Origin of the sequence: Edaphobacter flagellatus, from assembly GCF_025264665.1 — a bacterium.
Lineage (GTDB): Bacteria > Acidobacteriota > Terriglobia > Terriglobales > Acidobacteriaceae > Edaphobacter > Edaphobacter flagellatus.
This window is the reverse complement of record NZ_CP073697.1, coordinates 4,331,008-4,347,965: the sequence shown is the minus strand read 5'-3', so window position 1 is coordinate 4,347,965 and position 16,958 is coordinate 4,331,008. Positions and strand designations below refer to the sequence as shown.

Genomic DNA, 16,958 nt, shown 5'->3' with positions numbered 1-16,958 from the left:
AGTTCATACACAGGAAGTAGTCATGTCAATCCATCCCATCATGCAGAAACTGGCCGCGAAGCTTGAGCGGACCGATATCCCGAACTTCGCTCCCGGCGACACTGTCCGCGTTCAGGTCAAGATCCGCGAGGGTGAGAAGGAGCGCCTGCAGGCGTTCGAAGGAATGGTCATCGCTTGCCGCAAGGGACCGCAGGGCACATTTACCGTTCGCAAGATGAGCTTCGGCCAGGGCGTCGAGCGCGTCTTCCCTTACAACTCCAAGGTTGTCGACAAGGTCGAGAAGGTTCGCTCTTACGAAGTTCGCCGTTCGAAGCTCTTCTACCTGCGCGGTCTGCGCGGTAAGGCAGCTCGTCTGCGCGAAGTCGAACGCGCCAGCTAGTTCATTTCATCCATCATTTCCACAAAGCCACGGCCTTCAGGCCGTGGCTTTCTTCTGCGCTCAAAGTTATAAACTTCTCGCAGAAGTTTTTTATGGCAACAGCAGCGCGCGTACGCATTAAACGAACCGTCTCTGCAGCAACGGCCAAGCAGCAACTGCTTCGCCAGCTCATCTGCAGCGACGCGCCGGAACAGGCTCTTCGTTATCGCGGCTTCCGCGCCATCGCTGGTGTCGACGAAGTCGGACGCGGTGCGCTCTTCGGCCCTGTTGTCGCTGCAGCCGTCATCCTTCCCGAACGCATCGCAGGACTCGCCAAAGCAGGACTCAAAGACTCCAAGCAGCTTCTACGCAAAGACCGCGAACGGCTCGACCGCAGAATTCGCCGCGTAGCACTTGCCTTCTGCATCGCCGAGATCGACGCAGAAACCATCGACCGCATCAACATCTATCAGGCAACGCGACTCGCAATGCTCGAAGCCGTGCGAGGATTATCCATCACGCCCGATCATCTCCTGATCGACGCCATGCGCATCGATCATCCCTGCCATCAGACCAGGCTCATCTACGGCGATTCGCTGAGCCTGTCGATCGCAGCTGCATCTGTCATCGCCAAGGTGCATCGCGACGCTCTGATGCGCCAATTGGACGAGATCCATCCTGGTTACGGACTCGCCTCGCACAAAGGCTACGCAACGCCTGCGCACAGACGCGCGCTGCAGGAGCATGGCCCAACTGCACTGCACCGCAGAAGCTTCGCTCCAGTCAAAGCCTCCGATCGCAATGCAGCCATCGACGACCTCGTCTCCGGCGATCTCTTCGACCTCGACGAACTCAATCCCCAGCCAGCGGAGGACTCGGATTGCCCCTGCGACTGATGTGCGTGACCGCGCATCCTGATGACGAATGCTTTGCCTTCGGCGGCGCTCTGGCTCTCGCAGCCGAGCGCGGAATAGAAACGTACGTCGTCTGCATGACAGACGGACAGGCAGCCAGCAGCCGCGGAGATACCGCTTCAGGCGCAGAGCTGGGAGCGATGCGACGTGCCGAGTTTGCAGCCTCCTGCAAAGTGCTTGGCGTCACCAGATATGAACTGCTGAACCATCACGATGCACAATTGATTCACGTGCCGTTTCCTGAACCAGCCGCACAACTGGTCGAACGGATACGCACCTTTCGCCCAAACGTTGTCGTCACCTTCGGCGGCGACGGCGGAGCCAACTCACACTCCGACCACATGATGGTCTCCTTCTGGACAACCGCAGCCTTCCACTGGTCGGCCCAACCAAAGCGCTTTCCCGAAATAAGCCCAGCCTTCCAGCCCGACAGACTGTTCTACCAGACAACCAGATTCTTCATCCCCGACCGTCAGCCGCCGCACCCGATGCCATGGACCGTCACCCTGGACATTCGCTCGGTGCAAAAGCGCAAAAGCGAAGCCTTCGAACAACACATCTCACAGACTCCGCTGATTGAGCGAACTCGAGGCTATTTCGCCAAACACGGCGCTGAGGAATACTACGCGCTGGTGGCCACGAACGATGCTCAACCTGCGCATCTCGGTACCGACCTGTTTGAAGGACTCCTCTAGCCTCAGACTTCAGCACAATCCTAGTAAACTTCAGAATATGGACCTGCGATCCATCGAAGCGGCAACGGAACCAATTGCACTCTTCCACTCATGGTTGAACGAAGCGACTGCAAGCGAGCCTAACGATCCAAACGCCGCCGCACTCGCCACGGCCAACTGGGACGGAACACCCAGCGTGCGCATGGTTCTGGTCAAGGAAGTCGACAGGCGCGGCTTCTGCTTCTTCACCAATGCTGAAAGCAGAAAGGGTCGCGAACTTGCAGCTAATCCACGCGCTGCACTTTGTTTCCACTGGAAGACCCTTGAGCGCCAGGTCCGCGTTGAAGGACCCGTGCTTGAGCTGCCACCCGAAGATGCCAATGCTTACTTCCACACACGCTCGCGAGGCAGCCAGCTAGGCGCTTCCGTCTCACGCCAAAGCCGCCGCCTGGAGAACCGCGACATCCTGGAAAGGCTAGTCGCCGAGTACGAAATGCAATTCCCCAACGAAGTCCCCCGCCCTGCATGGTGGAAGGGTTATGCCATTCAGCCCAGGCGCATCGAGTTCTGGATTGCCGGGGAAAACCGGCTGCATCACCGCTTCCTGTTCACGCTTCAGGAAGACGGCTGGCATAAAGAGCTTCTTTTTCCTTGAGCCAGCAGCATGTTGAAATTGATATAGTTCGCAGTGCAGCGAAAATGCTACCAGGAGATACGAGAGATGGCAGTGGATATGTTTGGGCGTCGGGATTTTTTGCGCGCAGTAGGTTCAGCCGGTCTGATGGCAGGTGTTCCAGCGCTTGCGGAGATGCATGCGATCGACCCTGCGCGTGTTGTGCATGAGATTGCCGCGCCCGGCCAGGATGCCGACGCCAAGCCAAAGTACTCCATCAAGTTCGCCGTCTGCGGCATGAGCCACGACCATATCTACGGCATGGTCGGTGCGATTCAGCGCGGAGGCGGCACACTCGTCTCTGCTTATGGAGCCGAGCCGGACAAGCTGGCAGCGTTCAAAAAACGATTTCCTGACGTAAAGATCGTTTCTTCTGAGGACGAGATTCTCAACGATTCTTCCATCCAGCTAGTGCTCAGCTCAACGATTCCCGATCAGCGTGCGCCTCTTGGTGTTCGCGTGATGAAGAAAGGCAAGGATTACCTGAGCGATAAGCCGGGTGCAACGTCGCTGGCTCAGATCGATGAAATCCGCAAAACAATCGCCGAGACAAAGCGTATCTACGGAATCCTCTACAGCGAACGCTTCGAGGTGAAAGCAGCGGTGAAGGCCGGCGATCTTATAAAGGAAGGAGCCATCGGCCGCGTCATCCAGACCATCAACATCGCTCCGCACCAGATCGTGCAGAAGGGCGCCGATCCATATGCTGGTGGAGCTGGAGGAAGACCGGATTGGTTCTGGGATGCGGCGCGATATGGCGGCATCCTGAACGATATCGGCTCCCATCAGGTTGATCAGTTCCTTTATTACACCGGCTCGACAGAGGCAGAGGTTGTTGCCTCGCAGGTTGCCAATGTGAACCATCCGCAGAAGCCCAAGTTTCAAGACTTCGGGGACATGATGTTGCGCGGCAATAAAGGTTTCGGCTACGTACGTCTCGACTGGTTCACGCCCGATGCGCTCGGCACATGGGGAGACGGCAGATTATTTATCCTCGGCACCGAAGGCTACATTGAGGTACGCAAATACATTGATGTCACACGGTCGAAGTCCGGCAACAATCTCTACGTCGTCAATAAGGAATCGGCCCGGTACATTGACTGCAATAACCTGTCGCTACCCTTTGGACCGCAGTTTGTCTCCGACATCGTAAACCGCACCCATACAGCACAGGACCAGACACAGTGCCTGCTCGCAGCAGAGCTGGTTGTGCGCGCGCAAGTGAAGGCACAGCACGTTACACTAAAAGGATAGAGCTAAGAACAAGGCCTTCGATGTTGATCGAAGGCCTTGTTCTTAGCGTAGTTGAAACTCCGGGCTTCCCATTACCAGCGCGGTCAGCAGATTGAGCGTCTCCGACGAGGAGGTCGTTGGAGTTACAAGCTGATCGATCTGCTTGTGGATGAGCTGATTCGTCTGCTGGGAGACCTCTCCGCCGATCAGCGAGTTTTCCAGCACGCCTAACGCAACGTCCTGCCCACTCGCGCTTACCGGTTCGTTCGTGCTGAGAAGCGTCTCGGCGTAATGTGGCCGAGGCGTAGATGTCGCTGCATGATCGGCGACGTTGGACTGGCTCATGAGCCCCAGAGCAAGCACATGGGCCGAATCAAACTTCTGATTCGCCAGCTTGTTTTCCGTCAACGAATACGCAAAGTTCAGTCGATCCACAAGCGCGGACGAATTCATCCACTGATCGGCAGTAATGTAGTAGCCCGTCGGAGGAAGCGCAAAGTAGAGCGGCATCCCCATCGTCCTCAGCGTCTGAACAAGTGCGCCTGGATTGGCCGGATCGGTTGCTGTTGTGCGAAAGGCCGAAGCAATGAACTCCATGGGCGTCTTAACCTTATTGCGAAAATACTTCCGCGAGTTGAATTCTGGCGACTGTACCAGCGTGCGAAGCACGGCTTTGATGTCACCATCGCTCGAGAGGAACGTCGCAGCCATGCGATCGACCAGCGCAGGCGGAGGATCGTCCGCAACAAAACGTTGTGCAAGCTTGTAGCTAATAAAGTGTGCTGTCTTTGGGCTGGCCGCGAGAATGGTCAGCGCCTGCACGCCTTCGCTCATTCCCGGTTGCATATTAGGCATGGATGCTGCGGTGATCGTGTGCCCAAACCATTGCTTCGGGCCGGGCTCATGCCGTTTGGGATCGAACATAAAAGGACCGCCCTGATTGGGTCGATCGACAGTCCAACCAGTCAGAACCGCGGAGAGCGCCGTAACGTCAGCCTGAGAATAGCCGCCATTGACGCCGACCGTGTGCAGTTCCATCACCTCCCTACCGTAGTTTTCATTCAAACCACGATTGCCTTTCTTTGAGTTCGGGTTGGCAGGATTAACACCGTTAGCGAGAGAGTCGGGGCCGATGGAAAGCCAGTTGTCGAGATAGACCATCATCGCCGGCGAAGTTGCCGTGGCCAGAAGCAGATCCCGGAACTTACCGAGAGCATGCTTGCGGATGATGTCTCGCTCGTAGCTCGTCGTGTACCACTGGTCCGAGTCCTTTCCGATGAAGACGTTGAAGTGATTGAACCAGAAGTCCGTCATCACCTCCTGAAGCTGACGCTCCGAAAGAATCGCGCGCAAAATCTTGGCCTGCGAGAGCTCGCTGCCAATCTGATAGGAAGCTCCAACATTTGAACCCATCGCATTGAAGAGTTCGCGCTCGCGTGGAGAGAACTCGGAGAGCAGAAGGTTTCGCTGATCTCCAGCAACATAGCTGGTGAAGGCGATGCGCTCCGGCACGGGGAGCTTGATGAGTGCAGCCATTCGTTGATTGCGAGGCAGCGCGAAGAGATCACCAGCAATGCGGGCAGCCGTTGCCTGGTCCTGTTTCTTCTGCTCTGCCAGTTCGGCATCAGAAGGTTGCGGGAAGGCCGGCTTACCGTCAGGGTTGATCTTCTTGTTATCGAGATCTTTGTTCAGCTTATAGACCTGTACCTCGTACAACGCTGCGAGATTGGGGTCGGCCGGGTAAGGACGTTTCCCGTCGGCAACGGCCTGAATCGTCCCTCGATCGGGAAAGATAAGCAGAGCCTGATCGGGAGACATGTTGAGAGTTGGGAAGTCACCGAGCCGCTTGCCGAGAGCATCATCATTGATCGAGGCTGGGTTAAGCTGCTGCTCGAACCATTTGTCCGCTCCGAGTGCAAGTACCTGCTCCACTTCACCGGGACGCGGGCCAAAGGTAAAGCGATTGAGCAGCTGCACGGTACGCTCATGTACCGAGAGCGGTGCCAACGGCGCCTCTTTGGCCGCAGGCTTTGGCTTTGCCTGTTTCGCATGGGCGGTAGCAGGCGTTTTTTGAGCCGGCTTCATTGCCGTATCGTTACTTTGTGAAAAGAGAGGCGTTAGTGGAGCAGCCAGAAGGGCAAGCAGGACCAGACGCATAAAAGTACCTCTTGCTGGTTAGACATGGATGATGCAGCAGAAGTTGTGGTGAATAAAGTACCTTACTCAAGAATCTGGAGTTGTCATTTCTCTATGACAGCTTTACTCTTACACACCGAGACGATCTTCTATGTTGCTCATCCACCTCATCATGGTCTTCGTATTCTTTGCGGCGCTGTTGATCGTAGCTTTCTGGGGAATTCGTTCCTTGTGGAGAACACTCAGTCGCAGAAAATAGCAGCTCAATTCCTAACGGTTTGAGCAACTGTTCGTTGCTGAGTAAACCGTTTATGAATGGAATAGATCAGGCGAGCAAGCAGAAGCACCGTCAGCCCCGCAGTCACCTTCCACGGAGACAGCACCCCGGACTTCACCAGCCACCAGTAATGAATCACAGCGGCAACTCCGGCCAGATAAACAAGACGGTGCAGACGCTGCCAGTTCTTACCTCCCATCGCTCTCATGATTGCAGCAGGCGACGTGGCCGCGAGTGCCAAAAGGATAAGCCACGCCAGAAAGCCCACCTGAATAAAGCGGCGTTTCAGTACATCGTCCCAAATAGCAGGCCAGACCTGCTTCCACTGGTCGATGATGATATGTGGATGCCCTGAGCGAACTCCAGCCAGGACTGTTGGAAGATCGTAGCCGGAAAACAGAAAGATATACGTAGCCAAGTGAAGCGTTGCATAGAAGAAGGCATACAAGCCGATCATCCTGCGGAAGCGGATGAGCCATGCGATCTGCGGCGAAAGCCTTCGCAGCGGCGTAACCGCAAGCGAGGCCAGAAGCATCCAGATAGCCCAGTCGCCCGTAAAGTGCGTGATGGAGTTAATGGGATCGGGCTCCGACGCAAGCTTCCCCGAGGTGTAGTCATGCAGCAACCCCACGCATGGTGCGAGGCAGAGAAGATGCACCAGCGTCTTTAGAAGAATGATCGTTCGTTTTGACATCTGCGGTCGAGTGAGTACAACTCAATAATTGCGCTTGAGGTCCATCCCATTGTAGAGACTGGCTACCTGATCCGCGTATCCATTGAACATCTGGGTCGGAATGTAATGCGGAAATGCAGAGCTATCGATGCGTCTCTCGCGCGCCTGGCTCCAGCGCGGATGATCGACCTTGGGGTTGACGTTGGAGTAGAAGCCGTACTCCGACGAGTTCTGATCATTCCAGGTTGTATGCGGCTGCTTGTCAGTGAAATGGAAGCGCACGATGGACTTCGCGCTCTTGAAGCCATACTTCCAGGGGAGAACGATGCGGATCGGAGCGCCGTTTTGATTAGGCAACACCTGTCCATAGCAACCGAAGGTCAGTAATGCCAGTGGGTTCATCGCCTCATCCAGTCGGAGTCCTTCGCTGTACGGCCAGTTATAGCCGAAAGGAAGATCAGGCATCTGCTTGCGATCCGCCAGCGAGAGAAACTGCACATACTTCGCACTGGGTAGCGGTTGGCAAAGATTGATGAACTCCGAGAGCGAGTAGCCGTCCCACGGAATCACCATCGACCACGCTTCCACGCAGCGATGCCGATACACGCGGCTCTCAACCGGGCGGTATTTAAGAATGGTATCGATATCAAGGGTGAGGGGCTTCTTCACCATGCCGGTGACCTGCACGGTCCACGGTCGCGTCTTCAGGGTATGCGCATGCTTCGCCGGATCATCCTTATCCGTGCCGAACTCGTAGAAATTGTTGTACGCAGTCGCCTTGGCAAAGGGAGTCTGATTCTCCGATGTGGTGTATTTGCTGGGAGAAGCCGCCAGAGCCTGGGCATGAACTTCCGTCGATGGCGAAATTAACCCCGGAATTCTGCTGGCTGCGAAGGCTCCAATGCCCAGAGCAGCTCCTCCTGTCAGCAAAAGCCGGCGTTGCTGCTGGAAGCGCTCAAATACCGGCTGAGGCGTGATATCCGATGAGCGAAGCGGGGTATGTCCTTCTGAAGTACGCCGTCCCATTGAATGATTTCCTTTCGATCGAGGCACAAATCCCAGACTCTATTTGGATAGAGTACGCAGGTTAAAAGTAACTGGATTCGGGAGAATTTTAGACAGAGTTGCGTTGCGCAGGTCGATAGGTGCACACTGTTCCCCATGACCGGAGCCCGCGAAAAAGACCTGATTAATGCCGCCGACCTGTTGCTCGATGCTCGTAGAACGGGCAAGCCCATCAATGACTTACCAAAGGGTTTGCAGCCGACGACGCTCGATGAGGCCTATTTCATTCAAGACAGGATGTCGTGGGCCTATGAAGACATCGGCGGATGGAAGGTTGGTGCTCCCACCCCGGATGCAACGCCTTCGTTCGCACCGATGCCGAAGGCGTGGATATCATGCAGCGGATGCGAGATGCGCGGCCTCGTTCACCGGTATCGTGGCCTCGAGGCTGAGATCGCCTTTCTGATAGGCAAAGATCTCCCTCCACGCGAGACGCCGTACACGCGGGAAGAAGTAATTGCAGCGATCGCCAGCATGCATCCGGCGATCGAGATTCTGGAGACAGCCCTGGTCGATCCCACTCAGGCATCGAAGTTGACGAGCACCGCCGACATGGCGATGCATGGCGGATTCGTTTATGGCAACGCAGTACCCAACTGGCAGAACATCGACTTCACGAAGGAGTCGGTGACACTCACCGTCGATGGAGCCGTGCGTGTCGAAAGAACAGGCTCCAACACAGCCGGAGACCTGATGCGTCTGCTTCCCTGGCTTGCAAATGAAGGTGCAAGCCGAACGGAGGGCCTGCGGAAGGGCGATTGGATCACGACCGGAAGCTGGACCGGCAATACGCTGGCTGCGGCAGGATCGACCGCCGAGGCCCGGTTCTCGACCGCTGGTGTTGTGGCCTTACGGTTTGCCTGAAATTCTGCGGTAGCGACGTGGCTAACACTCTATAAGGTGGCATCCCGCACTTCGCCCCATATTTGTGGTGTTTCTCTTTAAAGCCACAAAATGTTGTATTGAATTTCCGGCATCGCGGCAGTAGGGTGAGGTATCAGATAGCAAACAGGCGGTTTCGCCTGAAATACCAATAACGGCACACATCGCCGTTCGCATGAGGCAGGCATGGCACGTCCTTACTGGTCTGGACAGATACAGATATCGCTGGTGTCGTTTGGCATAAAGCTCTTTGTCGCCACAGAGTCGAAGAGCGAGATACGTTTTCATCAGATCAGCCGCAGCACCGGCGAACGCGTAAGACACCAGAAGGTGCTTGCCTCCTCTCTCGAAGAAAATCCTGGCGAAGCTGCAAACCCCGTCGAGAAAGACGAGATCGTCAAAGGCTACGAGTATCGCAAGGGCGAATACGTCATCGTCGAGCCAAAGGAGCTGGAGCAGCTTCGCGTTCCCTCCAAGCATTCGATCTCCATCACACAGTTTGTCGGAATCGATGAGATTGGGCCGGAGTACATGGAAAAGCCCTACTTCATTGTCCCCGAAGATGACGTACAGGCTGAAGCATTTGCTGTCGTTCGTACTGCACTAAAAAAGACAAAAAAGATGGCGTTGGGAAAGATCGCCTTTGGTGGACGCGAGCATGTCTTCGCCATCACAGCAGCAGAGGACGACAACCTTGGCGGCATGATGGGCTACACGATGCGCTATCAGGAAGAGCTTCGCAACCCTGCCGAATACTTCAAGGACATCAAGAAGGTTCCTGTCAACGCCGACTCCCTTGAGCTGGCCATGGAGCTTATCAAGCGCAAGGCGGCGAAGTTCGAGCCAGATGCATTCAAGGATGAATACGAATCTGCGGTGCGAGAGCTGGTCGAAGCCAAGATCAAGCACCTGCCAATTCCGCAGGATGAGGTTGCTCCACGTCAGGGTAAAGTCGTCAACCTGATGGATGCTCTGCGTAAGAGTGTGGGCGAACCCGCTGAAGAGCCGGCTCCGAAGAAGCCGGCGAGCTCGGTGAAGAGCAAGGCGTCCGCGAAAGACGGAATCGCTCTCGTGAAGCCTGGCAAGTCCGCGGGAAAGCGTAAATCCGCATAAGCTCGTTCACAAATCCTGTAATGGGAGATGGCCGTGACGGCTTCGAAGAAGAGTGCGCCTCGTAAAACTGCAACGAAACGATCCGCTGCAAAGAAAGAGATCGAAGCGCCACCAACACAATCGGCAGCCGATGCCGTTGACGAGCAATTAGCGCGCTATCGCGCGATGCGCAACTTCAGTATCACCGATGAGCCCAGCGGCGAGCATGCCCCTCGCTTATCAAAATCACTTCCCTTCTGCGTGCAGAAACACGCCGCCTCTCACCTGCACTATGACTTCAGGCTCGGCTGGAACGGCGTCTTCAAAAGCTGGGCAATCGCAAAAGGCCCAAGCTACTTCACCGGCGACAAGCGCCTGGCCGTTCAGGTTGAAGATCACCCCATCGAATACGGCGGCTTCGAAGGCATCATTCCCAAAGGACAATACGGCGGCGGGACTGTCATGCTATGGGACCAGGGCACATGGGAACTCCAGGCCGCATACCCCGATGTAGACGCCGGATTGCGCGACGGCAGTCTGAAATTTATCCTGCACGGCACAAAGCTCAAAGGTAAATGGGCTCTCGTTCGTATGGGCGGTAAGTGGGCCAAAGAAAAGAAACCCAACTGGCTGCTGATCAAAGAACACGATGAGTACGAGCGGCCCCAGGATGCTCCGCCAATCACCGAAGAGGAGCCTGACAGTGTAGTCACAGGTCGCACAATGGACGAGATCGCACGGAACGAAGATCACGTCTGGAACTCGAAGGATACTCGTTCGCAAGAGCGGGCATGGTTTCGTAAAGAGCCAGCATCAAGCCTCAGCCCCGAACAGAAAAAACAATCGAATGCAACAATGCAGCACCTCCTAAAGAATCTTCCGAAGGAAAAACAACCCGTTTTTGTGCCCCCCGAACTCGCAACCATGGCGGACGTCCCGCCATCTGGCGATGGATGGCTGCATGAGTTGAAGCTCGACGGCTATCGAATACAGGCCCGTAAAGATGGAACCCGCGTACAGATGCTGACACGTACCGGCCTGGATTGGACTGCAAGAATGCGGTCTGCCGCCGACGAAATTGCAAAGCTCTCCGTCAACCAGGTAACGCTCGACGGAGAACTGGCTGTCGTCGCTCCCAACGGCACAACAAGCTTTGCCGATCTCCAGGCTTCGTTGCAGGAAGGAGCCAAACATACCCTCACGTATTTCGCCTTTGATCTGCTTCATCTGGATGGAAGAGATACTCGCGAACTCCCGCTGAAAGAGCGGAAAGGTATGCTGAAACAGTTACTCAGCCAAGCCGATGCAGACCGGCTCCGTTTAAGCGAGCACATCGAAACCGGCGGAGAAAAATTACTGCGCGAGGCATGCAAGCTACAGGCTGAGGGCATCGTCTCCAAGCGCGCCTCTGCAAAATACCTTTCCGGCCGAGGCAGTGACTGGATCAAGACAAAGTGCCTGCACGAACAAGAGTTCGTTGTCGGAGGTTACACACTCCCAACAAACGGGATCTATGGAGTTGGCGCACTGTTGCTCGGATACTTTCGAGACGACAAGCTTATCTATGCTGGTCGCACAGGCACCGGCTTTACGCAAAAGACGCACAAGTTACTTCGTGAGGCTCTGGAAAAGATCGAACGAAAAACACCCGCATTCGAATCTGTCCCGCAGGATGCAAAGAAGGGTGCACGATGGGTCACCCCGGAGATGGTGGTTCAGGTACGTTTCGCCGCGTGGAGTGCAGATAATCTGATTCGTCAGTCTGCCTATCTAGGCATACGCGAAGATAAGGCTGCTAAAGAAGTCGTTCGTGAAGAGCCATCTGCCTCGATGGGTCCGCGACGATCACGCCAGCATATCCATCCCATAAGCAAAGGCGACGATCCACCCAGCACATCGAATGCAATGCATGCCCCCGTACGTCTGACGCATCCTGCAAAAGTTCTGGATGAGAGCTCCGGCATGACCAAGCAGATGCTAGCCGACTACTACTGGAACATCGCCGAGTGGCTGCTTCCTTACATCACCGGCCGTCCAGTGAGTTTGGTGCGATGCCCGGACGGAATCGGCCATCCATCCTTCTTCCAAAAGCATGTCAATGCGACGCTTCCTAAAAACATCGGCAGCGTCAATGTGCCAAACAAAAAGACAGGCGCGATTGAAGCCTATATCACCGTCGGCTCTCGTGAAATGCTTGCCAGTCTCGCACAGCTTGGCGTGCTCGAATTACATCCCTGGGGATCGAAAAACGACAACCTCGAACATCCTGATCGGTTGATCTTCGACCTCGATCCCGATGAAACACTAAGCTGGCCCGAGATAAAAAAGGCCGCCGAAGAAGTACGCAAACGACTAAAGCGCATTGGCATAGAAAGCTTCGTGAAGACCACAGGCGGAAAAGGTCTTCACGTAGTAAGCCCCATCGAACCAACACATACCTGGGCGGAGTTAAAAGACTTCGCACGCCGCTTCGTCGTCGAAATGGAGAAAGAAAACCCTAGCCGGTATCTGACCAAGATGACGAAAGCGGCTCGCAGCGGAAAGATCTTTCTCGACTACCTCCGCAACGAAAGAGAAGCTACATCCGTTGCAGCCTACTCGCCACGCGCCAGACCGGGCGCTCCAGTCTCCATGCCGCTTAGCTGGCATGAGCTCAGCGAATCAGAGGAACGGCCCGCGTTCCTCATCATTGATTTTCCGGCGTGGAAAAATCGGCTCCAGGACAATCCCTGGGCAGAATTAGCGAACGTTCATCAGCGCCTAAAGATTTAGAGATATCTTCTCTGTTGCAAGATTCATAACCAGACACTTCGCCGCACCACCAGCCTTAATAAATTCAGACAGATCAATTTGAACGACCCGAAAGCCTGCTGACTCCAATCGTCCCGTCAATTCCCTGCTGACACAATTCAGAACAACCGTCCCATCTACATGAATCGCATTGCAGGCAAACCGGATGGCATCTTCTTCGCTCACAAGAATTCGCTTTTCCAGCGGATAATATTCCTCAATTTTCTCTAATGAAGCGGCATCAAACGCATCCGGATAATACATTACATAACCATCATCCAACGGCGCGAAGCAGGTATCCAGGTGGTAGAAGCGCGGGTCCGTCAGGTGAAGAGAAATCACTTCGACACGCAGTGCCCTTGCTAAAAAACGGTGACTCTCACGCGCCGTCCGTCTTCCATATCCCACCCAAAGACGGCTGCCATCTATAGAGAAGAGCGCATCTCCTTCGCCTTCAAACGGAACATCAGTCGGAAGCTCAACAACGGTATAGCCCGCTTCCTGAAACCACTGCCTGAAACACTGCTCCTCGCTCTGACGCTCCTGATGGTAAAAGCGGCTCAAAACAACAGTGCCGGACCGCTCCAGTCCAGCATTTGCAGTAAAGACCATATCCGGCAAGCCCGACTGCGGTGCAATCAACTCCACATCGATCAGCCGCGTGAGAGCGCGATAGAGATTACGCCATTGAAGCTCCGCTCGCTCGCGAGAAGAGCGATGCAGATTCCCCTCCATCCATGGATTAATGACATAGTTCACGTCATAGAAATGCGGCGGGCACATGAGATACCGTGCCCGCCGCGCAAGTTGAATAGGAGGAATATCAGTAAGCTCAATGGGCTGGGTGCTCATGCAGATCTCCAGCCCAAGAATGACGCGCCACAAATCACCGCGTCAATACGAATGATTATGCGCGTCCTCACGCATAATCATTCATGCTTTACTGGTTGACTGCAACTTCCTGAGACTCCATCGAAGTCGCATCATCATCGCAGCCATCAGGACGCGGTCTTGGCCTCGAGCTCAACTTAATCAGGATGCCCTTGACCACAACGTAGAGGACTGGAATGAAGAAAAGGTTTAGCACTGTAGACAGAATCATGCCGCCCACAATCGCTGTACCTACTGAATGACGGCCCAGCGCACCGGCACCCGATGCAAAGTAAAGCGGAAGCACGCCAAGGATGAACGCGATGGAAGTCATCAGAATCGGCCTGAGACGAAGCTCAGCCGCAATGATTGCCGCATCCAGCACGCTCTTACCATGCTCAATCTGCTGTTCTGCAAATTCGACGATAAGAATCGAGTTCTTCGCAGACAAACCAATCAGCATGACCAGACCGATCTGCACATACACGTCGTCCACAAGACCACGCGCAGAGACAAGCCCCAGAGCTCCTAAAACTGCCATAGGAACGGCAAGCAGAATGATGAATGGCAGCACGAAGCTTTCGTACTGAGCCGAGAGTGTGAGATAAACGACCAGCAAGCCAAGGCCAAAGATAACAACCGCCTTACCTGCAGATTCAATCTCTTCAAGAGCAAGACCCGTCCAGGAATACATCATTCCCTGAATCTTGTTCTTTTCGAATAACTCCTGCATCTTTTGCAGTCCCTGTCCCGAGCTAAGGCCAGGAGCCGCGCCACCGTCAATTTCAGCAGAGCGGAAGATGTTGTAGTGATAGATCACCTGCGGGCCGGAAGTCTCTTTGATCGAGACCAGGTTGTCCAGCGGAACAAGTTTGCCTGCATCCGAACGAACATAGAACTGCCGCAGGTCTCGCGAGTTTTTACGGAAGTTCTGATCTGCCTGCACGTATACGCGATACGAACGGTTGTTGAAATCGAAATCGTTGACATAGCTCGATCCCATATATGTTCCCAACGCTGCCGTAATCTGCGCAAATGGAACGCCCATCGACTTTGCCTTCTCTCTATCGATCGAGACAAAGAGCTGAGGATCATTCGATGTGTAAGGCGTATACAAACCGACAAGCCCCGAATTCGGATCACGGCTCTGCGCTACCATCGCATGTGCAATACGATCGATATCGCCGAAAGTATTACGTCCCTGGTCCTGCAACATGAATTGGAAACCACCGACCGAACCGATACCTTGAATAGCCGGCGGCTCGAATGCAGCTACGATGCCGCCGGGCACCTGAAATAGCTTCGGAGCCAGTTCCGCAACAATATCCTTCGCAGTATGCCCCGGCCCTTTCTTGCTGCGCTCTTCAATCGGCTTGAGAGGAGCAAAGATAACGCCTGAGTTCGGCGAGCTTCCACCAGCAAGCGAAAAGCCCATAACGGAGAAGGTGCCAAACACATCATCGTTCTGGCGGATAAGTTCAGCCGCACGATCCGCAACCTCTGAGGTGTAAGCCAGCGATGCACCTGGAGGCGTCTGGACGATATTGATGAAGTAGTTCTGATCTTCTGAAGGCACAAATGCCGTCGGTACATGAACATACATGTACGCCGTCGCCGCCAGGCCGCCTACGAACAACAGGAGCATGACAAACCGCATTCTGACGACATGCGTCACCGCGTAGGCATATCCCTTAATGACCTTTTGCAATCCCTTCTCAAAAAGTCCAAGGAATCCGCCATGTTCCCTCTCAGGCCGCAACAGAATTGCCGCAAGAGCAGGAGACAGCGTAAGTGCATTGAAGGCAGAAATCGCAATGGAAAACGCAATCGTCAGCGAGAACTGCTTATACAGAATGCCGGTCGTTCCCGGGAAGAAGCTAACCGGGATAAACACTGAGATCAGCACCAGTGAGGTTGCGATAACAGCGCTCGTCACCTCAGCCATGGCTCGGGAGGTAGCTCTGTGACTGTCGCAATGTTCTTCGGCAATATGACGCTGTACGTTTTCAATAACCACGATGGCATCGTCGACTACCAGCCCAGTCGCTAGCGTGATGCCGAACATCGTCAGTGAATTGATCGAGAAGCCGAACAGCTTGATAAAGGCAAACGTTCCAATCAGAGAGACCGGAATCGTTACCGCGGGAATGATGGTCGCGCGCCAATCCTGCAGGAAGAGGAAGATGACGATAATAACAATAGCGATCGCTTCAAAGATGGTATGGACAACTTCGTTGATCGAGTCGCCGACGACCGTAGTGGTGTCAAACGCAACGATATACTCCAGTCCCGGAGGAAAAGACTTGGCCAGATCTGCAAGTACCGCCTTGCACTCTCTGTCGACTTCAAGTGCATTCGCGTTTGAAAGCTGCTGCACACCAATACCAACAGCTTCGCGGCCAGAAAACCTGAGGTCTGTATCGTAGTTTTCTGCCCCGATCTCGGCATGCCCGACATCCTTCAACAGAACAAGGCCACCGTTGGCGGTCGAGTTCTTTAGAACGATGTTTTCAAATTCTTTCGGATCAGAGAGACGGCCTACGACACGAACAGCCATCTGAAAAGCCTGCTTGCTATCGGCAGGCGGACGCCCAAGCTGACCAGCTGCGACTTCTACGTTCTGCTCCGATAGAGCGTTGGTGACATCCAGCGCCGTTAAGCCACGAGCAGCAAGCCGCGCCGGATCCAGCCATACACGCATGGCATATTTACGTTCGCCAAAGATGATGACGTCACCGACGCCGGGAACGCGCTTCAGCGCATCCTTCACATAAACGTCAAGATAGTTGGAGACGAAATCCGAAGAATAACGGCCATCCTTTGAGTACACGCCGGCAGCGAACACGAAGTTGCTGTTGGCCTTCGTAATCGTAATACCGGTCGCGTTTACGGTAGCTGGCAAACGGCCTTGCGCCGATGCCACACGATTCTGAACGTCGACCGCAGCAATCGAAAGGTCATAACCCGTGCGGAAGGTAATCGTGATCTGCGAAGTACCGTCGTTCGAGCTTGTCGAACTCATGTAACGCATGCCTTCGACGCCGTTGATCGAAGTCTCAAGCGGGATCGTTACGGCAGACTCTACAATCTGCGAATTGGCGCCGATGTAGTTGCTGGTAACAACTACCTGCGGCGGTGCCAGCTGGGGATACAACGAGATCGGCAGCGTTGGGATAACCACCGCACCCGCAAGAATAATCAGCAGGGCGCAGACGGTGGCAAAGATAGGACGTCGGATAAAAAAGTCAACCAAGATAACCTCTCGCCAATCTGTTGACTGGCCCTTGCAATGTTCTTCGCGGCGCTAGATCAAGCAGCACT

Annotated in this window: 13 protein-coding genes; 8 read left to right on the top strand and 5 right to left on the bottom strand. The window is 54.7% G+C overall.

Annotation, left to right across the window (positions count from 1 at the left end; all coding sequences use genetic code 11):
* Positions 1 to 22: 22 nt before the first annotated feature.
* From rplS to KFE13_RS18135, 5 genes are all read left to right on the top strand, one after another.
* Positions 23 to 379: a 50S ribosomal protein L19 gene (gene rplS / locus KFE13_RS18155; RefSeq protein WP_390891589.1), complete on the top strand. Its 357-nt coding sequence runs from the start codon at positions 23 to 25 to the stop codon at positions 377 to 379.
* A gap of 92 nt (positions 380 to 471) precedes the next feature.
* Entirely contained in the window at positions 472 to 1,254 is a 783-nt protein-coding gene (locus KFE13_RS18150) for a ribonuclease HII (protein WP_260705002.1), read from the top strand.
* Positions 1,239 to 1,967, top strand: coding sequence for a PIG-L deacetylase family protein (locus KFE13_RS18145; RefSeq protein ID WP_260705001.1), 729 nt, complete (start codon positions 1,239 to 1,241; stop codon positions 1,965 to 1,967). Before KFE13_RS18150 ends, KFE13_RS18145 begins: the two co-directional genes overlap by 16 nt.
* A 37-nt stretch (positions 1,968 to 2,004) precedes the next feature.
* A complete protein-coding gene (pdxH, locus tag KFE13_RS18140; protein ID WP_260705000.1) occupies positions 2,005 to 2,601 on the top strand; it encodes a pyridoxamine 5'-phosphate oxidase in 597 nt (198 codons plus the stop codon).
* 66 nt (positions 2,602 to 2,667) lie between these two features.
* Entirely contained in the window at positions 2,668 to 3,873 is a 1,206-nt protein-coding gene (locus tag KFE13_RS18135; protein WP_260704999.1) for a Gfo/Idh/MocA family protein, read from the top strand.
* A 42-nt stretch (positions 3,874 to 3,915) separates the two neighbouring features.
* On the opposite strand, the gene KFE13_RS18130 is transcribed toward KFE13_RS18135, so the two are convergent.
* The 3 genes from KFE13_RS18130 to msrP all read right to left on the bottom strand — a co-directional run bounded on the left by KFE13_RS18130 (position 3,916) and on the right by msrP (position 7,964).
* Entirely contained in the window at positions 3,916 to 6,009 is a 2,094-nt protein-coding gene (locus tag KFE13_RS18130; RefSeq protein ID WP_260704998.1) for a DUF1800 domain-containing protein, read from the bottom strand.
* Between the two features lie 242 nt (positions 6,010 to 6,251).
* On the bottom strand, positions 6,252 to 6,959 hold the full coding sequence (locus KFE13_RS18125; RefSeq protein ID WP_260704997.1) for a protein-methionine-sulfoxide reductase heme-binding subunit MsrQ: 708 nt from the start codon (positions 6,957 to 6,959) through the stop codon (positions 6,252 to 6,254).
* A gap of 21 nt (positions 6,960 to 6,980) precedes the next feature.
* The gene (gene msrP, locus KFE13_RS18120; RefSeq protein ID WP_260704996.1) at positions 6,981 to 7,964 is read right to left on the bottom strand and encodes a protein-methionine-sulfoxide reductase catalytic subunit MsrP; all 984 of its coding nucleotides are present in this window, start codon (positions 7,962 to 7,964) and stop codon (positions 6,981 to 6,983) included.
* Between the two features lie 135 nt (positions 7,965 to 8,099).
* On the opposite strand from msrP, the gene KFE13_RS18115 reads away from it, so the two are divergent.
* The 3 genes from KFE13_RS18115 to ligD all read left to right on the top strand — a co-directional run bounded on the left by KFE13_RS18115 (position 8,100) and on the right by ligD (position 12,749).
* A complete protein-coding gene (locus KFE13_RS18115; protein ID WP_260704995.1) occupies positions 8,100 to 8,867 on the top strand; it encodes a 2-keto-4-pentenoate hydratase in 768 nt (255 codons plus the stop codon).
* A gap of 204 nt (positions 8,868 to 9,071) precedes the next feature.
* Entirely contained in the window at positions 9,072 to 9,998 is a 927-nt protein-coding gene (gene ku / locus KFE13_RS18110) for a non-homologous end joining protein Ku (RefSeq protein WP_260704994.1), read from the top strand.
* A 33-nt stretch (positions 9,999 to 10,031) separates the two neighbouring features.
* Positions 10,032 to 12,749, top strand: coding sequence for a DNA ligase D (gene ligD, locus KFE13_RS18105; protein WP_260704993.1), 2,718 nt, complete (start codon positions 10,032 to 10,034; stop codon positions 12,747 to 12,749).
* Here the strand turns inward: ligD and KFE13_RS18100 are convergent.
* Complete coding sequence (locus KFE13_RS18100) at positions 12,738 to 13,619, bottom strand: dimethylarginine dimethylaminohydrolase family protein (RefSeq protein WP_260704992.1); 882 nt, start codon at positions 13,617 to 13,619, stop codon at positions 12,738 to 12,740. The genes ligD and KFE13_RS18100 overlap by 12 nt on opposite strands.
* An 88-nt stretch (positions 13,620 to 13,707) precedes the next feature.
* Positions 13,708 to 16,890, bottom strand: a complete 3,183-nt coding sequence (locus KFE13_RS18095) for an efflux RND transporter permease subunit (RefSeq protein WP_260704991.1) — start codon at positions 16,888 to 16,890, stop codon at positions 13,708 to 13,710.
* Between the last annotated feature and the right edge of the window lie 68 nt (positions 16,891 to 16,958).